This window comes from Rhodanobacter thiooxydans (genome assembly GCF_021545845.1).
In the GTDB taxonomy this organism is placed as follows: Bacteria; Pseudomonadota; Gammaproteobacteria; order Xanthomonadales; family Rhodanobacteraceae; genus Rhodanobacter.
In genome coordinates this window covers 285,092-304,411 of sequence record NZ_CP088923.1, presented here as the reverse complement: position 1 = coordinate 304,411, position 19,320 = coordinate 285,092, and the positions used below count along the sequence as shown (strand labels likewise).

Annotated in this window: 20 protein-coding genes and 1 pseudogene; 14 read left to right on the top strand and 7 right to left on the bottom strand. The window is 68.1% G+C overall.

From position 1 onward, the window contains the following. Positions 1-161: 161 nt before the first annotated feature. On the bottom strand, positions 162-1,997 hold the full coding sequence (locus tag LRK53_RS01235) for a monovalent cation:proton antiporter-2 (CPA2) family protein (RefSeq protein ID WP_027491453.1): 1,836 nt from the start codon (positions 1,995-1,997) through the stop codon (positions 162-164). A gap of 288 nt (positions 1,998-2,285) precedes the next feature. Here LRK53_RS01235 and LRK53_RS01230 point away from each other — a divergent pair, with 288 nt between their 5' ends. The 6 genes and pseudogenes from LRK53_RS01230 (at position 2,286) to LRK53_RS01210 (ending at position 5,375) form a co-directional block, all read left to right on the top strand. Further along, positions 2,286-2,591, top strand: coding sequence for a hypothetical protein (locus LRK53_RS01230; protein ID WP_185754558.1), 306 nt, complete (start codon positions 2,286-2,288; stop codon positions 2,589-2,591). A 20-nt stretch (positions 2,592-2,611) separates the two neighbouring features. Beyond that, entirely contained in the window at positions 2,612-3,442 is an 831-nt protein-coding gene (locus LRK53_RS01225) for an AlbA family DNA-binding domain-containing protein (RefSeq protein WP_027491455.1), read from the top strand. Positions 3,443-3,496: 54 nt separating this feature from the next. Beyond that, a complete protein-coding gene (locus tag LRK53_RS01220; RefSeq protein WP_037088843.1) occupies positions 3,497-3,784 on the top strand; it encodes a hypothetical protein in 288 nt (95 codons plus the stop codon). Positions 3,785-3,793: 9 nt separating this feature from the next. Then, a pseudogene (locus tag LRK53_RS19310) lies at positions 3,794-4,357 on the top strand (HipA family kinase). Beyond that, entirely contained in the window at positions 4,345-4,536 is a 192-nt protein-coding gene (locus tag LRK53_RS19365; RefSeq protein ID WP_027491457.1) for a HipA family kinase, read from the top strand. Before LRK53_RS19310 ends, LRK53_RS19365 begins: the two are co-directional and overlap by 13 nt. Then, positions 4,533-5,375, top strand: coding sequence for a DUF3037 domain-containing protein (locus LRK53_RS01210; RefSeq protein ID WP_051257476.1), 843 nt, complete (start codon positions 4,533-4,535; stop codon positions 5,373-5,375). Before LRK53_RS19365 ends, LRK53_RS01210 begins: the two co-directional genes overlap by 4 nt. A 474-nt stretch (positions 5,376-5,849) precedes the next feature. On the opposite strand, the gene dcp is transcribed toward LRK53_RS01210, so the two are convergent. From dcp to LRK53_RS01190, 4 genes are all read right to left on the bottom strand, one after another. Then, a complete protein-coding gene (dcp, locus tag LRK53_RS01205) occupies positions 5,850-8,033 on the bottom strand; it encodes a peptidyl-dipeptidase Dcp (protein WP_027491458.1) in 2,184 nt (727 codons plus the stop codon). 120 nt (positions 8,034-8,153) lie between these two features. Next, positions 8,154-8,501 (bottom strand): hypothetical protein, encoded by a 348-nt coding sequence (locus tag LRK53_RS01200; RefSeq protein ID WP_027491459.1) that lies wholly within the window; start codon positions 8,499-8,501, stop codon positions 8,154-8,156. 53 nt (positions 8,502-8,554) lie between these two features. Continuing rightward, positions 8,555-9,232 carry a dethiobiotin synthase gene (gene bioD / locus LRK53_RS01195; RefSeq protein ID WP_027491460.1) on the bottom strand — a complete coding sequence of 226 codons (678 nt, stop codon included), beginning with the start codon at positions 9,230-9,232 and terminating at the stop codon, positions 8,555-8,557. Then, on the bottom strand, positions 9,229-9,420 hold the full coding sequence (locus LRK53_RS01190; protein ID WP_027491461.1) for a hypothetical protein: 192 nt from the start codon (positions 9,418-9,420) through the stop codon (positions 9,229-9,231). Before LRK53_RS01190 ends, bioD begins: the two co-directional genes overlap by 4 nt. Before the next feature lie 56 nt (positions 9,421-9,476). Here LRK53_RS01190 and LRK53_RS01185 point away from each other — a divergent pair, with 56 nt between their 5' ends. Continuing rightward, the gene (locus LRK53_RS01185) at positions 9,477-9,968 is read left to right on the top strand and encodes a GAF domain-containing protein (protein ID WP_027491462.1); all 492 of its coding nucleotides are present in this window, start codon (positions 9,477-9,479) and stop codon (positions 9,966-9,968) included. A 121-nt stretch (positions 9,969-10,089) separates the two neighbouring features. Here the strand turns inward: LRK53_RS01185 and LRK53_RS01180 are convergent, their stop codons facing one another. Next, entirely contained in the window at positions 10,090-10,797 is a 708-nt protein-coding gene (locus tag LRK53_RS01180) for a GTP-binding protein (protein ID WP_027491463.1), read from the bottom strand. Between the two features lie 116 nt (positions 10,798-10,913). On the opposite strand from LRK53_RS01180, the gene LRK53_RS01175 reads away from it, so the two are divergent. The 5 genes from LRK53_RS01175 to LRK53_RS01155 all read left to right on the top strand — a co-directional run bounded on the left by LRK53_RS01175 (position 10,914) and on the right by LRK53_RS01155 (position 14,684). Next, the gene (locus LRK53_RS01175; protein WP_027491464.1) at positions 10,914-11,672 is read left to right on the top strand and encodes a c-type cytochrome; all 759 of its coding nucleotides are present in this window, start codon (positions 10,914-10,916) and stop codon (positions 11,670-11,672) included. A 63-nt stretch (positions 11,673-11,735) separates the two neighbouring features. Further along, a complete protein-coding gene (locus tag LRK53_RS01170; RefSeq protein WP_027491465.1) occupies positions 11,736-12,617 on the top strand; it encodes a thiol:disulfide interchange protein DsbA/DsbL in 882 nt (293 codons plus the stop codon). Positions 12,618-12,693: 76 nt separating this feature from the next. Next, complete coding sequence (locus LRK53_RS01165; RefSeq protein WP_027491466.1) at positions 12,694-13,344, top strand: thiol:disulfide interchange protein DsbA/DsbL; 651 nt, start codon at positions 12,694-12,696, stop codon at positions 13,342-13,344. 114 nt (positions 13,345-13,458) lie between these two features. Then, positions 13,459-14,271 (top strand): endonuclease/exonuclease/phosphatase family protein, encoded by an 813-nt coding sequence (locus LRK53_RS01160; protein ID WP_235642451.1) that lies wholly within the window; start codon positions 13,459-13,461, stop codon positions 14,269-14,271. Beyond that, the gene (locus LRK53_RS01155; RefSeq protein ID WP_027491468.1) at positions 14,268-14,684 is read left to right on the top strand and encodes a hypothetical protein; all 417 of its coding nucleotides are present in this window, start codon (positions 14,268-14,270) and stop codon (positions 14,682-14,684) included. The genes LRK53_RS01160 and LRK53_RS01155 overlap by 4 nt, the downstream gene beginning before the upstream one ends. Here LRK53_RS01155 and LRK53_RS01150 read toward each other — a convergent pair. Continuing rightward, positions 14,598-16,196 (bottom strand): glycoside hydrolase family 17 protein, encoded by a 1,599-nt coding sequence (locus LRK53_RS01150; RefSeq protein ID WP_235642450.1) that lies wholly within the window; start codon positions 16,194-16,196, stop codon positions 14,598-14,600. The genes LRK53_RS01155 and LRK53_RS01150 overlap by 87 nt on opposite strands. A 125-nt stretch (positions 16,197-16,321) precedes the next feature. On the opposite strand from LRK53_RS01150, the gene LRK53_RS01145 reads away from it, so the two are divergent. Both LRK53_RS01145 and LRK53_RS01140 read left to right on the top strand, forming a co-directional pair. After that, a complete protein-coding gene (locus LRK53_RS01145; RefSeq protein ID WP_027491669.1) occupies positions 16,322-18,355 on the top strand; it encodes a transglycosylase SLT domain-containing protein in 2,034 nt (677 codons plus the stop codon). A 22-nt stretch (positions 18,356-18,377) separates the two neighbouring features. Continuing rightward, complete coding sequence (locus LRK53_RS01140) at positions 18,378-19,316, top strand: complex I NDUFA9 subunit family protein (protein WP_027491668.1); 939 nt, start codon at positions 18,378-18,380, stop codon at positions 19,314-19,316. Positions 19,317-19,320: the final 4 nt, after the last annotated feature.

Genomic DNA, 19,320 nt, shown 5'->3' with positions numbered 1-19,320 from the left:
TGGATGCCCGAGTTGAGGCAACGCAGGAGCAGTTGCCCGATGGCCAGACATGAAACAGTCACTCAAGTGGGTGTTTCATGTGAGCGAGTCCGGGCGTGTACCGGACTCGCGATCGAAGAAAGCCACAGGAAGTGGTTTTCTTCACAAGCTCTGAGCCGCCGCTACTCCCCTTCCTCGCCGGCCAGCGGCGTATCCGCGTCGCGCTGGCGCTCGCGTTCCGCGCTGCGCTCGGCATCGGCCTCGAACAGCTGCTGCAGGTCGACCATCGCCTCGCGCGTGCTCTGGATCAGCTTGGCCTCGTCGTCGTAGACCAGCGCCTGCTTCTTCAGCAACTCCTCGTCGTAGCGGCGGAAGCGCTCGACCCGGTCGACCGCCAGCTCGTGCGGCAGGCCCAGCGCCTCCAGCGTCTTGCGGGTCATCTTGAGGCTGGAGTGGAAGGTCTCGCGCACCGGCTCCTCCACGCCCATGTCCATCAGCCGGAACACGTGCTGGCGGTTGCGTGCGCGGGCGATGATCTTCAGATGCGGGTACTGCCGCCGCACCAGCCGCGCGGTGCGCAGGTTCGCCTCCGGGTCGTCGGTGGCCAGCACGAACACCTCGGCCTTGTCGGCCCGCGCCGCGCGCAGCAGTTCCGGCCGCGCCGGGTCGCCGAAGAACAGGTTGACGCTGCCGAAGCGGCGCGACTGGTCCACCTGGTCGGCCGAATGCTCCAGCGCCACAAACGGGATGTTCTGCGCGCGCAGCACGCGGGCGATGATCTGGCCCACTCGACCGAAGCCGGCGATGATCACCCGCGGCGTGCCGGCGTCGATCGCGTCGAACTCGCGCGACGGCTTGTTCGGCCGCACTTCCAGCACCTTCGCCGCCAGCACCACCAGCAACGGGGTCAGCGCCATCGACAAGGTGATCGCCAGCACCAGCGCGTCGCGCTGGACCGCGTCGATCAATCGCTGTTCGGCCGCCTGGCGCAACACCACGAAGGCGAACTCGCCGCCGCAGGCCAGCAGCACCACCAGGCGCAGCGTGTCGGAACGGTTGAGCCCGCCCAGCAGCCGCCCCAGCGGCCACAGCAGCACGCTCTTCAACAACAGCAGCGCGCCGACCAGGCCGAACATCAGCCCGGGCCGGTGCAGCAGCAGCGACAGGTCCATCGACATGCCGACGCTGATGAAGAACAGCCCCAGCAGCAGACCCTTGAACGGCTCGATGTTCGATTCCAGCTCGTGCCGGTACTCCGAGTCGGCCAGCAGCATGCCGGCCAGGAACGCGCCCAGGGTGGCCGAGACGCCGGCCATCTCCATCAGCAGCGCCACGCCCAACACCACCAGCAGCGCGGTGGCGGTGAACACCTCCGCCGAATCGGCCTTCGCCACGAAACGGAACACCGGGCGCAACAGATAGCGGCCGCCGACGATTACCACCACGATCACGCCGACCGTACGCAGCACCGCGAGCAGGTTGAAATCCTGCGCGGTGGAAGAAGCCAGCAGCGGCACCGCGGCGATCAGCGGGATCGCCGCCAGATCCTGGAACAGCAGGATCGAAAACACCTGGCGGCCGTAGGCCGAACCGGCCTCCTTGCGCTCGACCAGGATCTGCAGGCCGAACGCGGTGGACGACAGCGCCAGGCTGCCCCCCACGATCGCCGCGCCCTTGCCGCTGAGGCCGAACAGGAAATAGCCCGCCGCCGCGATCGCCACGCTGGTCGAGAGCACCTGCAGCAGGCCGGTGCCGAACACCGAGCGGCGCATCACCCACAGGCGTTGCGGCGACAGCTCCAGGCCGATCACGAACAGCATCAGCTCGACGCCGACCTCGGAGATCGTCGCCACCCCCTCGGTGTCGCTGACCAGGCCCAGCAGCTGCGGCCCGATCACCACGCCGGCGATCAGGTAGCCGAGCACCGCACCCAGCCGGAAGCGCTTGGTCAGCGGCACCACGATCACGGTGGCGAGCAGAAACACCACCGCAGTCTGCAGGAAATGATGGCTGTCCAAGCGCTGGCGGCTCCGGTCGGGGAGCTTCGATTATTCCACGCGGTCGAAGCCGTGCGCGCCACCGCCGTCACTCGGCGGGCGATCGGACCGGGAGCTCGTCTCGTACGCCAAGGTGAGCGATGCGGAGCACTACGCCCGGCTGGTGCCCAACGACACCATCGCCGCCAATGGCTAGACTCGCGGAATTGCCCTGCCTGGCTGGCCGTGACACAGTTCAGAGCTACAGGGGACAGTGAGCATCCGTATATCGGGATTGTTCAGGCTGTCGCCGCCCGACGAGCGATGCGCATGGACGAACGCCTGATCCTGACCGAAGGTGAAGAACTGGTTTTACCGGAAGCGTTGGATGCCTGCTTCCGCACGCCATCGGTGTGGCCCGAATTGTCGGCGTTGAGTGGCGGCACCAACCTGCGCCGCCGACGCCTGCAACCATCGGCATTTCTGGCGTACAGGATGCCCACGTCACCGATGGAAGCTCAACTCAAGACCCGCGAGTTGAGCAAGCGCGTCAAGGCCCTCAAGGCTCATCACAGAATCTTGCACGAAGCCAACGCCACCGTTCTACCCGCCACCCTCGAACGCCTGTTCGCCTGAGCTGGAAGGATGCCGCTACGGTGATTGCCAAGCCCATCGGATCCATCACGGAAGCCGATCTATTGCAATTGATCCAGGCGGGTACGCCGGAGAGCAAGCACATCAAGTACAAACGCACACTGCCTGACGGCGGCGACTCGGGCAAAGTGAAGTTCCTCAGGTCGGTGACCGCATTGGCCAACACACAAGGCGGCGACTTGATCTACGGCATGGAGGCGTCGGACGGCATTCCTCAACAGCTATGCGCCCTGACAATGCCATCTGCCGATCAAGTCCTGCAGCGGCTGGAAAGCCTTTGCGCCGACGGCGTTTCACCGAGATTGGCTGGCGTCCAGTACCGCTTCGTGCCGCTCTCCGGTGGTGGCGAGGTGCTAGTAATCCGGATCCAAAAGAGCTGGAACGCGCCTCATCGGGTCACTGCGGGAGGGCATGCGCACTTCTATGGACGCAATGCAGCAGGCAGCTACCCGTTGGACGTTGGCGAACTGCGCCAGGCATTCACGCTCTCAGAGTCGGTGGCTGAGCGCATTCGCGCCTTCCGTGCCAAACGATTGCTGGCACTAGGCAATGGCGAAGTACCGATTCCGCTCGTACCCGGTGTGCGGGTTGTCCTGCACATTGTTCCACTGCAGAGCCTGACCAGTGAGTTTCTCGTGGATATCAGTCCACGTACTCAGCAACAGATGCAGGCGTTAAATCGAGTCGAGCCGCCTGGGGCGGGTGGGTGGAGTCAACGAGTCAATCTGGACGGCCGCGTCAAGTACGACAATGAGTGCGATGGAATGGCCAGAGCCTATGCTCAGCTATATCGCAGCGGCATGATTGAGGCTGTACAAGTTTGGCCTGAATAGCAGGGTGAGAAAGTCCTGCCAAGCCAACTCTATGAGCGCGACATCATCAACGCCTTGCGTTCCTATCAGCAGGCGTTGCCGGACCTTGGGTTGGCAGCGCCGGCATACATCTTCTTCTCGTTGCTTGGTGTGACAGGGTGTGTCTTGGCCGGAGACAACCGATTCACACGCAGGGCCTACTACGCCGACCGCGATGCACTGATTCTGCCGGAGCTTCTGGTCGAAGACTGGTCGATCGAATCCGCCGAAGCCATGCGGCCCCTGTTCGATATGGTTTGGAATGCCTTTGGCTACGAACGATCCTTCAATTACGACGAAAACGGCCACTGGACGGAGCGTTGAGGTCAGACCATGCCGATCCAGCCGTTGCAGATTGTCGAGATACTGGAGCGCAGCGAGCAGGGTGTGACTCGCCCGTTTCTCTGTCGATGCAACGACGACCAGCTCTACTACGTGAAGGGTCAGGGTGCCGGCCGGCGAAGTCTGTTATGCGAGTGGTTCGCCGGCCATCTCGCGCAAGCATTGGGTCTGCCGCTGCCGCCATTCGCCATCGTGCAGGCGCCGCGGGAACTGGTCGAGCTGCATCCGGAAGGAAGCGACCTTGGCGCTCGGCCAGCCTTCGGCTCCCGAGTGGTTGCGCATACGCAGGAGCTGACTGTTTCCCACCTGCATGACGTGCCCATGCCCTTGCAACGGGACGTACTGGTATTCGACTAGTGGATACACAACCCGGATCGCACCCTGACCACGCAAAGCGGCAACCCGAACCTGCTGTGGGACACCGACAACGGCCAACTGGTGGTGATCGACCACAACGTGGCTTTCGATACGGCGTTCGATGCCCGCGCGTTCAGCGAGACGCATGTGTTCGCTGGTGTGATTACGATACGTTTCATGACCTTGTGGAGCGGCTGAGCTATACCCAGCGACTCCGTTCGGCGCTGGCGGCGTGGCCGACGGCCTGCCAGAATGTGCCCGACGAATGGTGGTTCGCAGACGAGGAACGCACGGTTCCTGCAAGCTTCGACCCCGACGCCGCACTGGCGCTGCTGAACCGCTGCACGCACGAGGATTTCTGGAGGCTCGCGCCATGAACAGGTACGCCTGCCAATACGCCATCATCCGTTTCCTGCCCTACGCGGAGACGGGCGAGTTCGCCAACGTGGGCGTCGTGTTGGCGTGCCCGGCTACGGGCTACCTGGAAGCGCGTCTGATGCTGCCCCGCAGGACGGCTCGCATCACCGGCTTCTTCGAGAAGTTGGACCGACGCATCTATCGCGAGGCCATGGACTACCTGAAGGAAGAGCTGACGCGGGTCGGCAAGCTGGTGGCCGATCGCGGCCATGGCAACCCGACGTTCGCACAGCAGGCCTTTGCCGGGTTGGTTCGCCCGCGCGAGGCCTTGTTGCGATTCAGCGAGACTCGCGTAATTCTAGCCGAGCAGCCGGCGGACACCTTGCACAAGCTGTTCGCCACGATGGTCGAACGCGACTTTGCGGACAAGGCCTACCACGACCAATGGTTGGAGCGTGGCGTGAGGGAGACCTTGCGCAAGGCTAAGTTGCGCGACTACTTCCAGCCGGGCGACATCGGCAATCAGGATCTGCACATCCACGTTCCGTTCCTTCATCAGAGGGAAGGCCGGCCACAGCTCGCCATCAAACCGCTCGATTTGGCCAAGGACGAACCGAATTTGGTATACGGCATTGGCGCTCGCTGGGTAGGCCAGATGCGCTTGTTGCAACGGCATCAATTGCTGCCGGAAAGTCTGCTTTTCGCAGTCAGCATGCCTGATGCGAAACACGAGCGCGTCCATGCTGCCGTCGAGGAGATCCTTAATGATCTTCGCGGCACCGCGGCCGTCCAAGCCGTGCCGATCACAGACGTCGCCGCGATCACGACTTTTGCCAACGCTGCAACGACTGTGTACTGACGCCTGCGGCGTCGGTGACTTCGAAGGGTAAGTCCCCGCACGACGCGCACTAGATTGCATCCCCAGGCAATTGCCTGGGGATGCTGTGTTGCTAGAAGTTTCCGTCCAAACGGACTTTCGTTCTTTGAGCGGTTAAGGGGTCGTACAACTCCTTACGAAGGAAGCGCTCAAGCCCGGGGAAACCCAAGCTGTCATCGACAATACCTTTCGCGATAGCCCCATCCCGACCACCGACACAACGACCATCGGGATTCTGCCGCCGTTCTCACGCTTAGCCACCAGCAATGGCCACGCGGCCAAGAAGCAGACTGCGCGGGGCAAACTGATGGCGTCTTCGAGCGTTGCTATGGTCGGTCTTGATGTCGGTCTGTGGCGGTTAGATCACCACAAACCATCGAGAGGAGTCCCCACTTCAGACTCCAACCACGAAAAAGGCCGGCAATACCGGCCTTTTTCACACCCTGAGCCTACGACTTACTTCTTCGGCGCGTCCTTCAGCCCGCGGTTTTCCAGCATCGGCTCGATCTCGGGATCGTGGCCGCGCCAGTCCTTGTACATCTTCGCCAGCTCCTCGGTGTTGCCGCGCGAAAGCACCATCGCGCGGAAGCGGTCACCGTTTTCGCGGCTCAGGCCGCCGTGTTCCTTGAAGCCGATGAAGGCGTCGTCGGCCAGCATCTGCGTCCACAGGTAGGCATAGTAGCCGGCGGCGTAGCCGTTGCCCCAGATGTGCTGGAAGTAGCTGGAACGGTAACGCGGCGGCACGTAGCTGAGGTCGATGCCGTCCTTCTTCAGTGCGGCGGCCTCGAACTGATCGGCGTCCTGCAGCGGCGCGTCGGCGCCGAGCGTGTGCCAGTTCATGTCGAGCAAGGCGGCGGCGACCAGCTCGGTCATGTCGTAGCCCTTGTTGAACTTGCCGGCCTTCTTCATCTTGTCGACCAGCGCCGGCGGCATCGGCGCGCCGGTCTGATAGTGCTTGGCGTAGTGGGCGAACACCTTCGGGTCGGTGGCCCAGTGCTCGTTGAACTGCGAGGGGAACTCGACGAAGTCGCGCGCCGTGTTGGTGCCGGACAGGGTCGGGTACTGCTCGTCGGCGAAGATGCCGTGCAGCGCATGGCCGAACTCATGGAACATGGTGATCACGTCGTCGAACGACAGCAGCGCCGGCGCTCCCGCGGCCGGCTTGCTGAAGTTGCACACGTTGAAAACTACCGGCTTGGTGCCGAGCAGCTTTGACTGGTTGACCAGGTTGTCCATCCAGGCGCCGCCGTTCTTGTTGTCGCGTTTGAAGTAGTCGGTGTAGAACAGCGCCAGCGACTTGCCGTCCTGGTCGAACACCTCGAACACGCGCATGTCCGGCTGGTACACCGGAATGTCGTGGCGCTCCTTGAAGGTCAGTCCGTACAGCTGGTTGGCGGCGTAGAACACGCCGTTCTGCAGCACGTCGTCGAGCTCGAAGTACGGCTTGATCTGGTTCTCGTCGAGGTCGAACTTCGCCTTGCGCACCTGCTCGGCGTAGAAGTTCCAGTCCCACGGGGCGAGCTTGAAGCTGCCGTGCTGCTGGTCGATCACCGCCTGGATGTCAGCCGCCTCGGTCTTCGCGCGAGCGGTGACCGCGGGCACCAGGTCGTGCATGAACTTCAACGCCGTTTCCGGCGTCTTCGCCATCTGGTCGTCCAGCTTCCACGCCGCGTAGTTCGGGAAGCCGAGCAGCTTCGACTGTTCGGCGCGAATCTGCGCCAGCCGCTCGATGGTCTTGCGGGTGTCGTTGGCGTCGCCCTGCTCGGCACGGTTCCACGAGGCCTCGAACAACGCCTGGCGAGTGGCGCGGTCGGCGAGGTCCCGCAGCTCGGGCTGCTGGGTGGTGTTCTGCAGGCTCAGCACGTATTTGCCTTCCTGCTTGCGATCCTTGCCGGCCTGGCCGGCGGCAGCCAGCTCGGCGTCGGACAGGCCGGCCAGCTTCGCCTTGTCGGCGATCACTGGCGCGGCGTCCCTGGTGGCGGCCAGCAGCTTGTTGGTGAACGCGGTGCTCAGCGTGGACGCTTCCTTGTTGAGCTCCTTCAGCTTCACCTTGTCGGCGTCGGAGAGCTTCGCGCCGGCGTGCACGAAGTTCCTGTAGACCACCTCGACCAGGCGGGCGGATTCCGGGTCGAGCTTGAGCGTGTCGCGCTGGTCGTAGACCGCCTGCACGCGCTGGAACAGCTTGCCGTTGAGGTGGATCGCGTCCTCGTGCGCGGCCAGCTTGGGCGCTTCCTCTTCCTGCACCTTCTGCAGCGTGTCGTTGGTGTTGGCGCCGGTGACCGCGCTGAACGTCGCCATCACCCGGTGCAGCATCGCGCCGGATTTCTCCATCGCCACGTAGGTGTTCTCGAACGTGGGTGCGGCCGGGTCGTTGGCGATCTTCTCGATCTCGGCCAGCTGCTGGCGCATGCCTTCCTCGATCGCCGGCTGGTAGTCGGCGTCATGGATCTGGTCGAACGGCGGTGCCTGGAACGGCAGCGTACTGGCGCTGTAGAACGGGTTGCTGGTCATGGCGGTGGTGCTGCTGGCGGCGGCGACGGAAGCGGCCTGCGCGGGTGGATTGGCGGCCCCGCGCGGCGGCTGCGAGCAGGCGGCGAGGGCCATGGTGGTGGCGATCATGATCATGCGCAGGCGAAGCATGCGGTCTCCCAGGTTGAGATGTGCCCGTCGGCGGGCAGGGCAAGTCGTGACCGTCGACTGTAGCGACAGCGCGGCGAGTTTCCAAACCGCGGGATCCCGCGTCAGCGCCTGCGCGCCACCTCAGGCCGCGCGCAGGTCGCGCAGCTGCCACGCCGCGCCGATCAGCAGGTACAACCGGTGACGCACCACGCTCATCGGCAGATCGGTGAGGAGGTCCACGTCGGTGCGCAGGTCGGCGACCTTCGCCCGCACCTGCGCCGCCGGGTCGGTCGCGCCAAGGCTGGCGTCGACCGCATCCGGGTCGGGCTGCGCCGCACGCCAGCGCTGGAACAGGCCGTCGTCGCGCAAGGCCTGCTGCAGCGCCGCAGCGAAGTCGCTCGGGCCAGCGCCGTCGTAGGCGAAGCGCGGATCGTCACCGCGCGCATGCGCCAGGTCGGCGATCGAGAGGTAATAGTGGTTGCGGGCCATGGGGACTCCGGAATGCCAGACGGACATCCATCCCAGCACGCCGCACGTGAAGTTCAGTCCAACGCCGCCACCGCGGCACGCAGATAGCCGACGGCCTGCGCCGGCGCCACGCCGTGCGGCAACACGCCCAGGCATGGCGCTGGCAACAGCTCACGCAAGGTGGCCAGGTTCTCCTGGGGCACGTCCATCGCCGGGTCGACGCCATTGCCGATCCAGCCGAGCAGGCGGCAGCCGTCGGCCACGATCGCGCGCGCGCTGAGCTGGGCGTGGTTGAGACAGCCCAGCCGCAGGCCGACCACCAGGATCACCGGCAGCTGCCACTGTTTGGCGATGTCCGCGGCGAACAGCCCCGGCGCCAACGGCACCAGCCAGCCACCGACGCCTTCCACCACCACCGTGCCATGCGCCGCCTGCAGCCGCTCGAAGGCCACGCGCAGCGGTGCCAGCGTGATCGCCACACCGTCGTGCGCCGCCGCCAGGTGCGGCGACAGCGGCTCACGCAGCGCCACCGGATTGACCAGCGCGTACGGCAGTTCCACGCCACCGGCCGCCAGCAGCGCCAGCGCGTCGTCGTTGCGCAGGCCGTCGGGCGTTTCCGCGCAGCCGCTGGCCACCGGCTTCATGCCGCAGGCATCGCGGCCCGCCGCACGCAACGCATGCAGCAGGGTGCAGGCGGCATGGGTCTTGCCGATGCCGGTGTCGGTGCCGGCGATGAACACCGCGGCCGTCATGGCTGCGCGTAGCGCCGGTTGAAACGATTCGTCACCGGACCGATCAGGAACAGCAGCGCGTACATGAAGCTGGGAATCGACTCGCCGCCGATCAGCAGCAGGGTGAGGATGAACGCGAACGCGCCATCCACGAACATGTCCAGCCGTCCCGCCTCGATTCCCTCGCCCTGCTCGGTCAGACTCATCATGCATCTCCATGCTGGTAGCCGGCGCATAATACGGGTTTTGCTGCAGGCCACGGCGCATGTTCGATCTGAAAACCCACAGCTACGCCAGCAAGCGCGAACACTACGACGACCTGCTGCGGCAGGCACGCGGCATCCTCGCCGGCGAGCGCGACCTGATCGCGAACGCGGCGAATTTCAGTGCGCTGGTTTACCACAGCCTGCCGCAGCTGAACTGGGCCGGCTTCTACCTGTACGACGGCACCGAGCTGGTGGTCGGCCCGTTCCAGGGCAAGCCGGCGTGCATCCGCATCGCGCTGGGCCGCGGCGTCTGCGGCACCGCCGCACAGACGCGGCAGACCCAGCTGGTGCGCGACGTCAATGCGTTCGCCGGGCACATCGCTTGCGACGCCGCCTCGCAGTCGGAAATCGTGGTGCCGCTGGTGAAGGCCGATGGCGGCCTGCTCGGCGTGTGGGACGTGGACAGCCCGGTCACCGACCGCTTCGACGAGGACGACCGCGCCGGCATGGAGGCGCTGTGCGCGGTGTTCATGGATGCCACATGCCGCTGACCACCCTTCGCGTCCGAGCGTAGGAGCCCGCTCGCGGGCGATGCTCTTGGAGCCGGGAGCCGGGATTCGGGATTCGGGATTTGCAAAAGCAGAGCATCGCCCGCGAGCGGGCTCCTACGCGTTAGCCTTCGCGATTTTGGTGCGTGCCTTCGCGCGGCTGCCGCAACAGCGCTACCACCGCGGCGCGCGCCTCGTCCACACCGCTGCCGGCGGTGGAGGAGAACACTTGCGCGGTGGCGTGCAGACCATCGGGAAAGCTCTTGCGCATCGCCGCCAGCGCCTGCGCGGCCTGGTTGCGCGAGAGCTTGTCGGCCTTGGTCAGCAGCAGGTGGCAGGGCAGGCCCGTGGCGAAGCAGAAGTCCAGCATCATCCGGTCGAACTCCTTCAGCGGATGGCGGATGTCGGCAATCAGCACCACGCCGCGCAGGCTGCGCCGCTGGTGCAGATAGCGATCGATCTCCTGCCGCCAGTGCTCGCGCAGCTCCTGCGGCACCTTGGCGTAGCCGTAGCCGGGCAGGTCGACCAGGCGCACCTCCAGCGGCGGCTCACCCTCGGCCTGCGCCAGCGGTGGTCGCTCCTGCGCATCCTGCGCCCGCGACACTGGTACATCCTTGTACGGCGGCAGCGAGAACGCCACCATCTGCTGGGTACGCCCCGGCGTCTTCGAGGTGCGCGCCAGGCCCTTGTGCCCGGTCAATGCATTCAGCGCGCTGGACTTGCCGGCATTCGAGCGCCCGGCGAACGCCACCTCGGCACCGCGGTCGGCGGGAAGCTGGCTGACACGATGGGCGGCGAGTACGAACTGCGCGCCTTGCAGGGGATTGGACATGGGGGTGGTTTGACCAAGCTATGGTGGCACGGGGATAATTCTGCGGCTTCTGCCTGTCGCAGGCCGCGTGGCCATCATCCCTGGCAGTGTTCGCAAGTCTCTCGGGAGTCAAGTGTATGAGTTTTCGGTCCGCTGGTTTTCGGCCCGCTGTCCTCAGGTCCGCCGTAGCCCTGGTATTTGCGCTGACCAGCACTGCACTGCTTGCACAGGACGCCCAGCCGGCCGCAGCCGGCACCGCGGCAACCCCGCCGGCTGCAGTTGCCGCGCCGGTGCCCGCCGCCAGCGTCGCGGTCAAGCCCGGCGACGCCACGGCCGGCCAGGCCAAGGCCGCGGTCTGCGGCGCCTGCCACGGCATGGACGGCAATTCGGCTGACGCGCAGTACCCGAAGCTGGCCGGCCAGAGCGAGCAGTACATCGCGCGCCAGCTGACCAGCTTCAAGGCCGGCAAGCGGCAGAACCCGATCATGATGGGCATGGCCACGCCGCTGTCCGAGCAGGACATGCACGATCTCGGCGCCTACTTCGCCAGCAAGACCGCGTTGCCCGGTGTAGCCGACCAGGCGCTGGTGGCACACGGCCAGACCCTGTTCCGCCAGGGCGACGCCACGCGCGGCATTCCGGCCTGCATGGCCTGCCACAGCATCGACGGCCGCGGCAACCCGGGCGCGATGTACCCGCAGCTGGCCAGCCAGCATGCGCAGTACGTCGAGGCCACGCTGAAGGCCTGGCACGACGGCACCACCTGGGGCGACGACGCCCACGCGCAGGTCATGCCGGCGATCGCCAAGCAGCTGAGCGCCGACGACATCGCCGCCCTGGCCAGCTACATCGAGGGCCTGCACAGTGCCGCCAGCCAGCCGGCCAGCGCACCCTGATCGAAACGCGCCGGGCACCCTCCCGGCGCTGCCGTTTCACGTTCCGCCTTTTCGAGGTTCACCATGCTGCAGCGTTTGCCGTTCCTGTGTGCCGCCCTGCTCGCGCTTGCCGCGTGCAGCCATGACAGCAACAGCGGCAACACCGCCCAGCCCGCGGCACCGGCCGCCGCCCGCAGCGCCGAGGCCGCGCCGGCCAGCCCCGCGAGCAGCACCGCACCGGCAACCGCCGGCAGCGCGGTGCCCGCCAGCGCCGCCGCGGCGACCGCCCTCGGCGAGCCCGCACCCGCCGTGACCGCCCCGGCCGTGGCCGCGGCGCCGTTCGTCGACAACGGCAAGTGGGTCGAAGGCAAGCACTACTTCCTAATCGACCCGGCGCAGCCGACCAGCCATCCCGGCAAGATCGAGGTGACCGAGGTGTTCTCCTACGGCTGCCCGGCCTGCAACGGCTTCCATTCCACCGTCGAGCAGATCGCCAGTAGCCTGCCGCCGAACGCGGTGATGAACTACCTGGCCGCCTCGTTCCGTCCGGACGAAAACTGGCCGATGTACCAGCGCGCGTTCTACGCGGCGCAGGCGCTGGACCTGGTCGGCAAGACCCACGACGCGATGTACGACGCGGTGTGGAAGAGCGGCGAGCTGTCCACCTACAACCTGAAGGCCAGCGGGCTGAAGCCGCGCTCGGCATGGCCGACCATCGAGGACGCGGCGAAGTTCTACGCCAAGTACGGCGTCGACCCGAAGGAATTCGTCGGCGTCGCCAACTCGTTCACCGTCAACACCAAGATGAAGCGTGCCGACGACCTGGTGAAGGCCTACGGGGTGGACAGCACGCCGACCATGATCGTCAACGGCAAGTACCGCTTCACGGCGAGCTCCGCCGGCGGCTACGCGCAGTCGATCGAGCTGACCCAGTGGCTGGTGGCCAAGGAAGCCGCCGGCAAGTAAGCCGGTCTGGTCAGGCCTGTTCGGTTAATCTGGCCCGCACGGCGACCCCACCGCCTACCCGCGAAGAGAGACCTGCATGTTCAAGCGATTTCCCCACCTGCGCGTGCTCACCCTGCTCGCCGGCCTGCTGCTGGCCAGTGCCTGCACCGCGCAGTCCGGCGCGCCGGCGCCGTATACCGAAGGCAGCGAGTACGTCACCCTGCCCGCTCCGCACCAGCGCTACAGCAGCGAGGGCAAGGTGGAGGTGGTCGAGGTGTTCTCCTACGGCTGCATCCACTGCGCGCAGTTCGCGCCGGCCGCCGAGAAGCTGCGCCAGCAGCTGCCGGCCGGAGTCGAATTCAAGCTGGTGCCGGCACCGTTCAGCGCGGAGTGGCTGCCGTATGCGCGGGCCTACTACGCGGCAAAGCAGCTGGGCGTAGTCGCGCGCACCCATCTGAAGCTGTTCGACGCCAAGTTCGCCCAGCACTACCCGATCAACTCGCTGGACGAACTGGCCAACTTCTACGCCCGCGAGGGCGTCGACCGTGCCGAGTTCATTCGCCTGGCCACCTCGCCCGAGGCCACCGCGAAAATGAAGGAAGACCTCGCGCTGATCCAGAAATGGCAGGTGGACGGCACCCCGACCATCGTGGTCAACGGCAAGTACCGCGTGGCCACCGTGCACTCGTTCGACGAAATGCTGGCGGTGACGCAGTGGCTGGTCAAGCGCGAGCTGGCCGGCAAGTAGGCACTGCCGGCAGCGGCAGCTGACGCGCCGTTCATCTGCGCTGGATCATGCTGGGCGCAGTGCCCGGCGCCAGCGTATGCGCGCCGGTGCCCCTTTCCCGTGTAGTGTGTCGCGATGACCCGTGCCGCCCTTTTCCCTGCCGCCCCTGCCGAACGCCATCTGCGCCTGCTGAGCTGCAACATCCTGGCCGGCGCCAGCGTGCAGCGTTACAGCGAGTACGTCACCCGCAGCCTCAACGCGGTGCTGCCGGGGCGCAGCAAGATGGACAACCTCGACCGCCTGGCCGAGGTGCTGGCGCAGTTCGACGTGATCGGCCTGCAGGAAGCCGACGCCGGCAGCCTGCGCTCGGGCTTCCTCAACCAGACCCGCTACCTCGCCGAGACCGCGGGCCTGCCGTTCTGGAGCCACCAGCCGAACCGCGCAATGGCCCGGCTGGCGCACTCGGCGAACGGCCTGATCAGCCGGCTGGAACCGCACACGGTACTGGACTACCCGCTGCCCAGCCGCATCCCCGGCCGCGGCGCGCTGCTGGCCCAGTTCGGCGAAGGCGACCACGCGCTGGCGGTGATGATCGCGCACCTGTCGCTGAGCGCGCCGGCGCGCGCGCGCCAGCTCGGCTTCATCGCCGAGCTGCTGCACGACTTCCCGCACGCGGTGCTGATGGGCGACCTCAACACCGAGCCCGGCAGCACCGAGATGCGCCAGCTGTTCGCCAAGTCCACCCTGCAGCCGCCGGCGCAACCGACGCCGACCTTCCCCAGCTGGAAGCCGCGGCGCGCGCTGGACCACATCCTCACCTCGCCGGCGATCCGGCTGGAGAAAACCTGGGCCTTGCCGCAGGCGTTCTCCGACCACCTGCCGCTGGCGGCGGAGATCAGCCTGCCGGCGCACGTCGGCGGCCAGCCCGTGCCGACCACACGCCGATGAGCGCACCGATGGCGAAGCAGGCGCTGGCCTGGCTGGCCCTGCTGACGGTAGCGGCGCTCGCCGCCTGGCTGCGCTACGGCCTGGTCGAATCCAGCGCGATCGGCCAGCTGTGCAGCGCCGGCCACACGCCGTGGTGGTGCCGCTGGCGGCAGTGGCTGGTGCTCGGCTTCCTCTATGACGTCTACGGCATCGCGGCGCTCGCCGCCACTGCGCTGGCGCTGCTGCAGAAGCGCGCCTGGCTGGCCTGGCTGGCCGCCGCGCTTGGCATGTTCGCGCTGCTGCTGTACTGCTTCGAGAGCGGCGCGCTGGCCCTGTTGCTGGGCAGCCTACGCCTGCTGCGGCTGCAGGCGCCGCGCGCGCTGCCAGTCGAGCAGCACCGGCACGGCCAGCAGCAGGTTCAAGCCCAGCCATAGCCACGCCACCACGGTGAGGCCGGCTTCCTGCAGCAGCACCGCCACAGCCAGCAGCGGCAGCCCGGGGGCGAGGAAGCGCTCCTCCAGCAGCGGCAGCCCCGGCGCGCGGCGCTCGCCCAGCCAGCCGAGCAGCGCGTAGCCCAGGCACGGCAGCCAGAACAGGCCGAGCGGGAAATCCCGGTAGCGGCCGTCGACCGCCAGCAGCAGGCCGTAGTAGGCCAACGCGAACAGCCAGCCCGCGCGCAGCCAGCGCGGCGGCGCGGGCGGCGCCGCTTCGCCGGCCAGCCGCGCGGCGATCCAGCGCGCCAGCCGCAACGCGGTGAGCAGGGCCAGTGCGCCGGCGGCGAGCGACAGCGCCCACTCCCAGCCGTCGCGGCAGGCGTACAGCATCTGCCGGAACTGCCACGCCAGCGCGCCGCCGCTGGCCGCGCCGGCCAGTGCCAACGCCAGCCAACCGCGCCCCCCGCGCCAGCGTCGCCGCCAGCCGCCGACCAGCGAGAACAGGGCCGCACCGGCGGCGCCGGCGAGCCAGCCGGCCCACCAGTGCGGCTCCTCGGTCACCGGCCCCTGCATGGCGAACTTCGGCCGCGCCTGTGCGTCGAAAATGCCCCAGTAGCCGCCGGCAGTGCCTTCCTGCGCGCGCTTCCACGGCTGATCGAATGCCTCGATCACGTTGTACGGCATGTGCACGGTGGCGGCGTAGCGCAGGAACTCGCGCAGGTAGCGCGCCTCGTTGACCACGCTGGCGCTGGCCGCCTGGCGCGGCCGTCCCGCGCTCGGCCAGCCGGTCTCGCCGATCATCACGCGGCGGCCGGGAAATGCCTGCTGCACCTTCGCGTACACCGTCGCCACGTGCTGTACCGCGCATTCGGGGGGCACCGGCTGGTCTTCCCAGTACGGCAGGATGTGGATGGTGAGGTAGTCCACCGAGCCGGCCAGCTCGGGATGGCGCAGCCAGAATTCCCACACGTCGGCATAGGTCACCGGCACGCCGACCGCCGCGCGCACCTGATGCAGGTAGCCGGCCAGTTGCGCCGAAGTCAGCTCGCCGCGCAGCAGCACCTCGTTGCCCACGATCACCCCGCGCAGCACCTGCGGGTACTTGTTCGCGGTGGCGATGCCCAGCGCGATCTGCTGCGCGTTCGCCTTCGCATCGCCGCTCAGCCAGATGCCCAGCAGCACCTTCATGCCGTAGCGCTCGGCGATGGCCGGCACCGCGCTCAGGCCTTGCCCCTGCGAGTAGGTGCGCACGCAGTCGAAGCGCTGCGACAGCGCGCGCAGGTCGGCGTCGATGCGTTCGGGGCTGATGAAGGCGCTCGCGTCCAGCGGCGTCTCGCCGGCCAGGCGGAACGGCGCGTACGAGACGCAGGCGATCCGCGTCGACGGCGCGTCCGGCAGCGCCACCGGCCGGCCGACCGACCACCACCAGCTCGCCCCGGCCAGCGTGGCCAGCAGCAGCGCCAGCCACGCCGGCCAGGCGCGACGAAAGACGGGCGAAGCTGCTGGCGACATGCCGGTTCCGTGGATGCATGGAGACGAAGCGTGCCAGCTTAGCAGGGGGGCCAACGCTCACCGAATCGCGACAAGCGGTTCAGGCGCATCGACTACACTGCCCGCGATCCAGCGCAGGAGTCTGCATGTCCGTCTTCCTCTCGCCGCGGCGCATCCTGCTCGTCGGGCTGCTGCTCGCCGGCTGGCTGCTGGCGGGCGTGCCGACGCACGCCGCCGAACCCGACGCCGCCCAACGTGCCGCCTTCAGGCAGGCCTACGCCGCCGCCCAGCAAGGTGGCGATGGCTGGCGATCGCTGGCCAGCGGCCTGCGCGACTACCCGCTGTACCCGTACCTGCAGGCGGCGGCCCTGCAACACGACATCCGGCAGCTCGACCGGGCCAGCGTGGAGGCGTACCTGGCGCAGTACCCGGACTGGATCCCCGCCGCCGACCTGCGCCGCGCGTTCCTGCTGGAACTGGCGCGCCGGCAGGACTGGAGCACGTTCCTCGCGCTGTACCAGCCCGGCCTCGGCGACACGCTGGCCTGCGACGCGCTGCAGGCGCGGCTGGCCGGCGGCGGCACGCTGGAGTTCGAACGCGACCTGGCCACGCTGTGGACCCGGCCGAGCCTGCCCGACGCCTGTGACCCGGTGCTCGCCGCCGCGCACGACCAGGGCCTGCTGACCGACGCGCGGCTGTGGACGCGGATCGACCGCGCCGCCGACGCCGGTCAGGCCGGCACCATCGCCAACCTGGCCGGCTGGCTCGCCGAACCCGACCGCGCCAGCGCGCGGCAGCTGGCGCAGGCACTGCGCGACCCGGCCGCCGCGCTGAACGCCGCGCGCAGCTGGCCCGACCAGCCGCGGCAGCGCCAGGCGGCCACGCTGGCGCTGACCCGCCAGGCCCGGCACGATGCCGACGCCGCCGACGCCGCCTGGCAGCAGCTGCGCTCCCGCTTCCGCTTCAGCGAGGCGCAGCGTAACCAGATCCTGCAGACCCTGGCGCTGTACCACGCCACCGATTTCGACGGCGGCGCACTGGCCCGGCTGATCGCCCTGCCTGCCGCCGCACAGACCGACGGCACACGCGAGTGGCGGGTACGCGTGGCGCTGGCGCAGCAGGACTGGAACGCGGTGCTGGCCGGCCTCGACGCGATGCCGGCCAGCCAGCAGCAGGACGGTGAATGGCAGTATTTCCGCGGCCGCGCGCTGGCCGCACTGGGCCGTGACGACGAGGCGCGCCGGCTGTTCGACGCCCAGGCCGACAAGCCCACCTTCTTCGGCTTCCTGTCCGCCGACCGGCTCGACCAGCCGTACGCGATCTGCCCGCTGACCCTGGCCGACGACCCGCAACGCGAACAAGCCCTGCTGGCCAACCCCGGCCTGCTGCGTGCGTTCGAGCTCTACGCGGTGAACCTGCCGAAGCTGGCCCGGCGCGAATGGGCGCGCGCCTTGCAGGATGCCGACCCGGCAGCCCAGCGGGTCGCCGCCGACATGGCCAACCGCCGCGGCTGGTACGACCGCGCCGTGTTTACCATGAGCAGCGGCGATGCGCTGCGGCTGTACGACCTGCGCTTCCCGCTGGCCAGCCAGGACGGCCTGGTGCCGCAGGCCGAACAGGCCGGAATCGAGCCGGCCTGGGCCTACGGCCTGCTGCGCGCGGAAAGCGCCTGGATGAGCGACGCGCAATCCGGCGCCGACGCCCGCGGCCTGATGCAGCTGCTGCCGGCCACCGCCGCGCTGGTGGCGAAGCGCAACGGGCTCGACTGGGGCGGCGGCGACACGCTGTACGACCCGGTCACCAACATCGCGCTGGGCACGCGCTACCTGGCGCAGATGGCTGCGCGCTTCGGCGGCTCGCCGTGGCTGGCCAGCGCCGCCTACAACGCCGGGCCGAACAAGGTCGAGCAGTGGCTGGCCGCACGCGGCACGCTGGCGCCGGACCTGTTCATCGCCACCATTCCGTACAAGGAAACCCGCGAGTACGTGGCGCGGGTGATGGCGTTCAGCGTGATCTACGATTGGCGCCTGCGCGGCGACACGGTGATGCCGATGGCCAGCCGCCTGGGCGCGATCGGCCAGCCGTACGCGCTGCCCACCGCCGCCGCGGCGCACCGGACGGTGGCCTGCCCGGCCGAGGCGGCGGCGACCTCGGCCGGCGCCGGCAGCGTCTCGCCCTGAAGGTCCATCGAGGGTCGTTCCCATGGCCGCACAGCAACTCGTCATCCTCGGCGGCACCGGCTTCGTCGGCAGCCACCTGGTGCCGCGGCTGGTCGCCGACGGCCACCGCATCGTGCTGCTCAGCCGCAACCGCGAGCGGCACCGCGAGTTCGGCGTGCTGCCCGGGGTGAGCGTGCGCAGCGCCGACGTCCACGACGACGCCGTATTGCGCCGGCAACTGGCCGGCGCCGACGCGGTGATCAACCTGGTCGGCATCCTCAACCCGCGCGGCCGCGACAGCTTCCAGCGCGTGCACGTGGAACTCACCCGCCGGCTGATCGCCGCGTGCGAGGCTGGCGGCGTGCATCGCCTGCACCAGATGAGCTCGCTGAAGGCGGGCCAGGGCCTGTCGCAATACCTGAAGAGCCGCGGCGAGGCCGAGGCGTTGGTCAGGGCTTCCGCACTGGACTGGACCATCTACCAGCCCAGCGTGATCTTCGGCCGCGGCGACGGCCTGGTCAGCCGCTTCGCCAAGCTGCTGCGGCAGCTGCCGGCCCTGCCGCTGGCGCGCGCGCCGTCGCGGATGGCGCCCACCTTCGTCGGCGACGTGGCCGAGGTGATCGCCCGCTGTGTCGGCGACGCGAAGCTCGGCGTACGGCGCAGCTTCGAGCTGTACGGCCCCGAGGTGCTCACGCTGGGCGAGATCGTGCGCGCGATCCGCGCCGCCGCCGGCCTGCGCACGCCGATCATCGCGCTGCCCGACAGTCTCGGCCGGCTGCAGGCGCAGTTTGCGGGGCTACTGCCCGGCAAGCCTTTTTCGCTAGACAACTTCCGCTCGCTGCTGACCGACTCGGTCGGCACGGTGGACGGCTACGCCGCGCTGGGCATCGTGCCGCAGGCGCTCACGCGCTGGCTGTCGAGCTGGCTGGGCGAGCCGCCGCGGCACCGCCGGCAGGCCGCGGCGCGTTCACTGCGGCGCTGAGGGA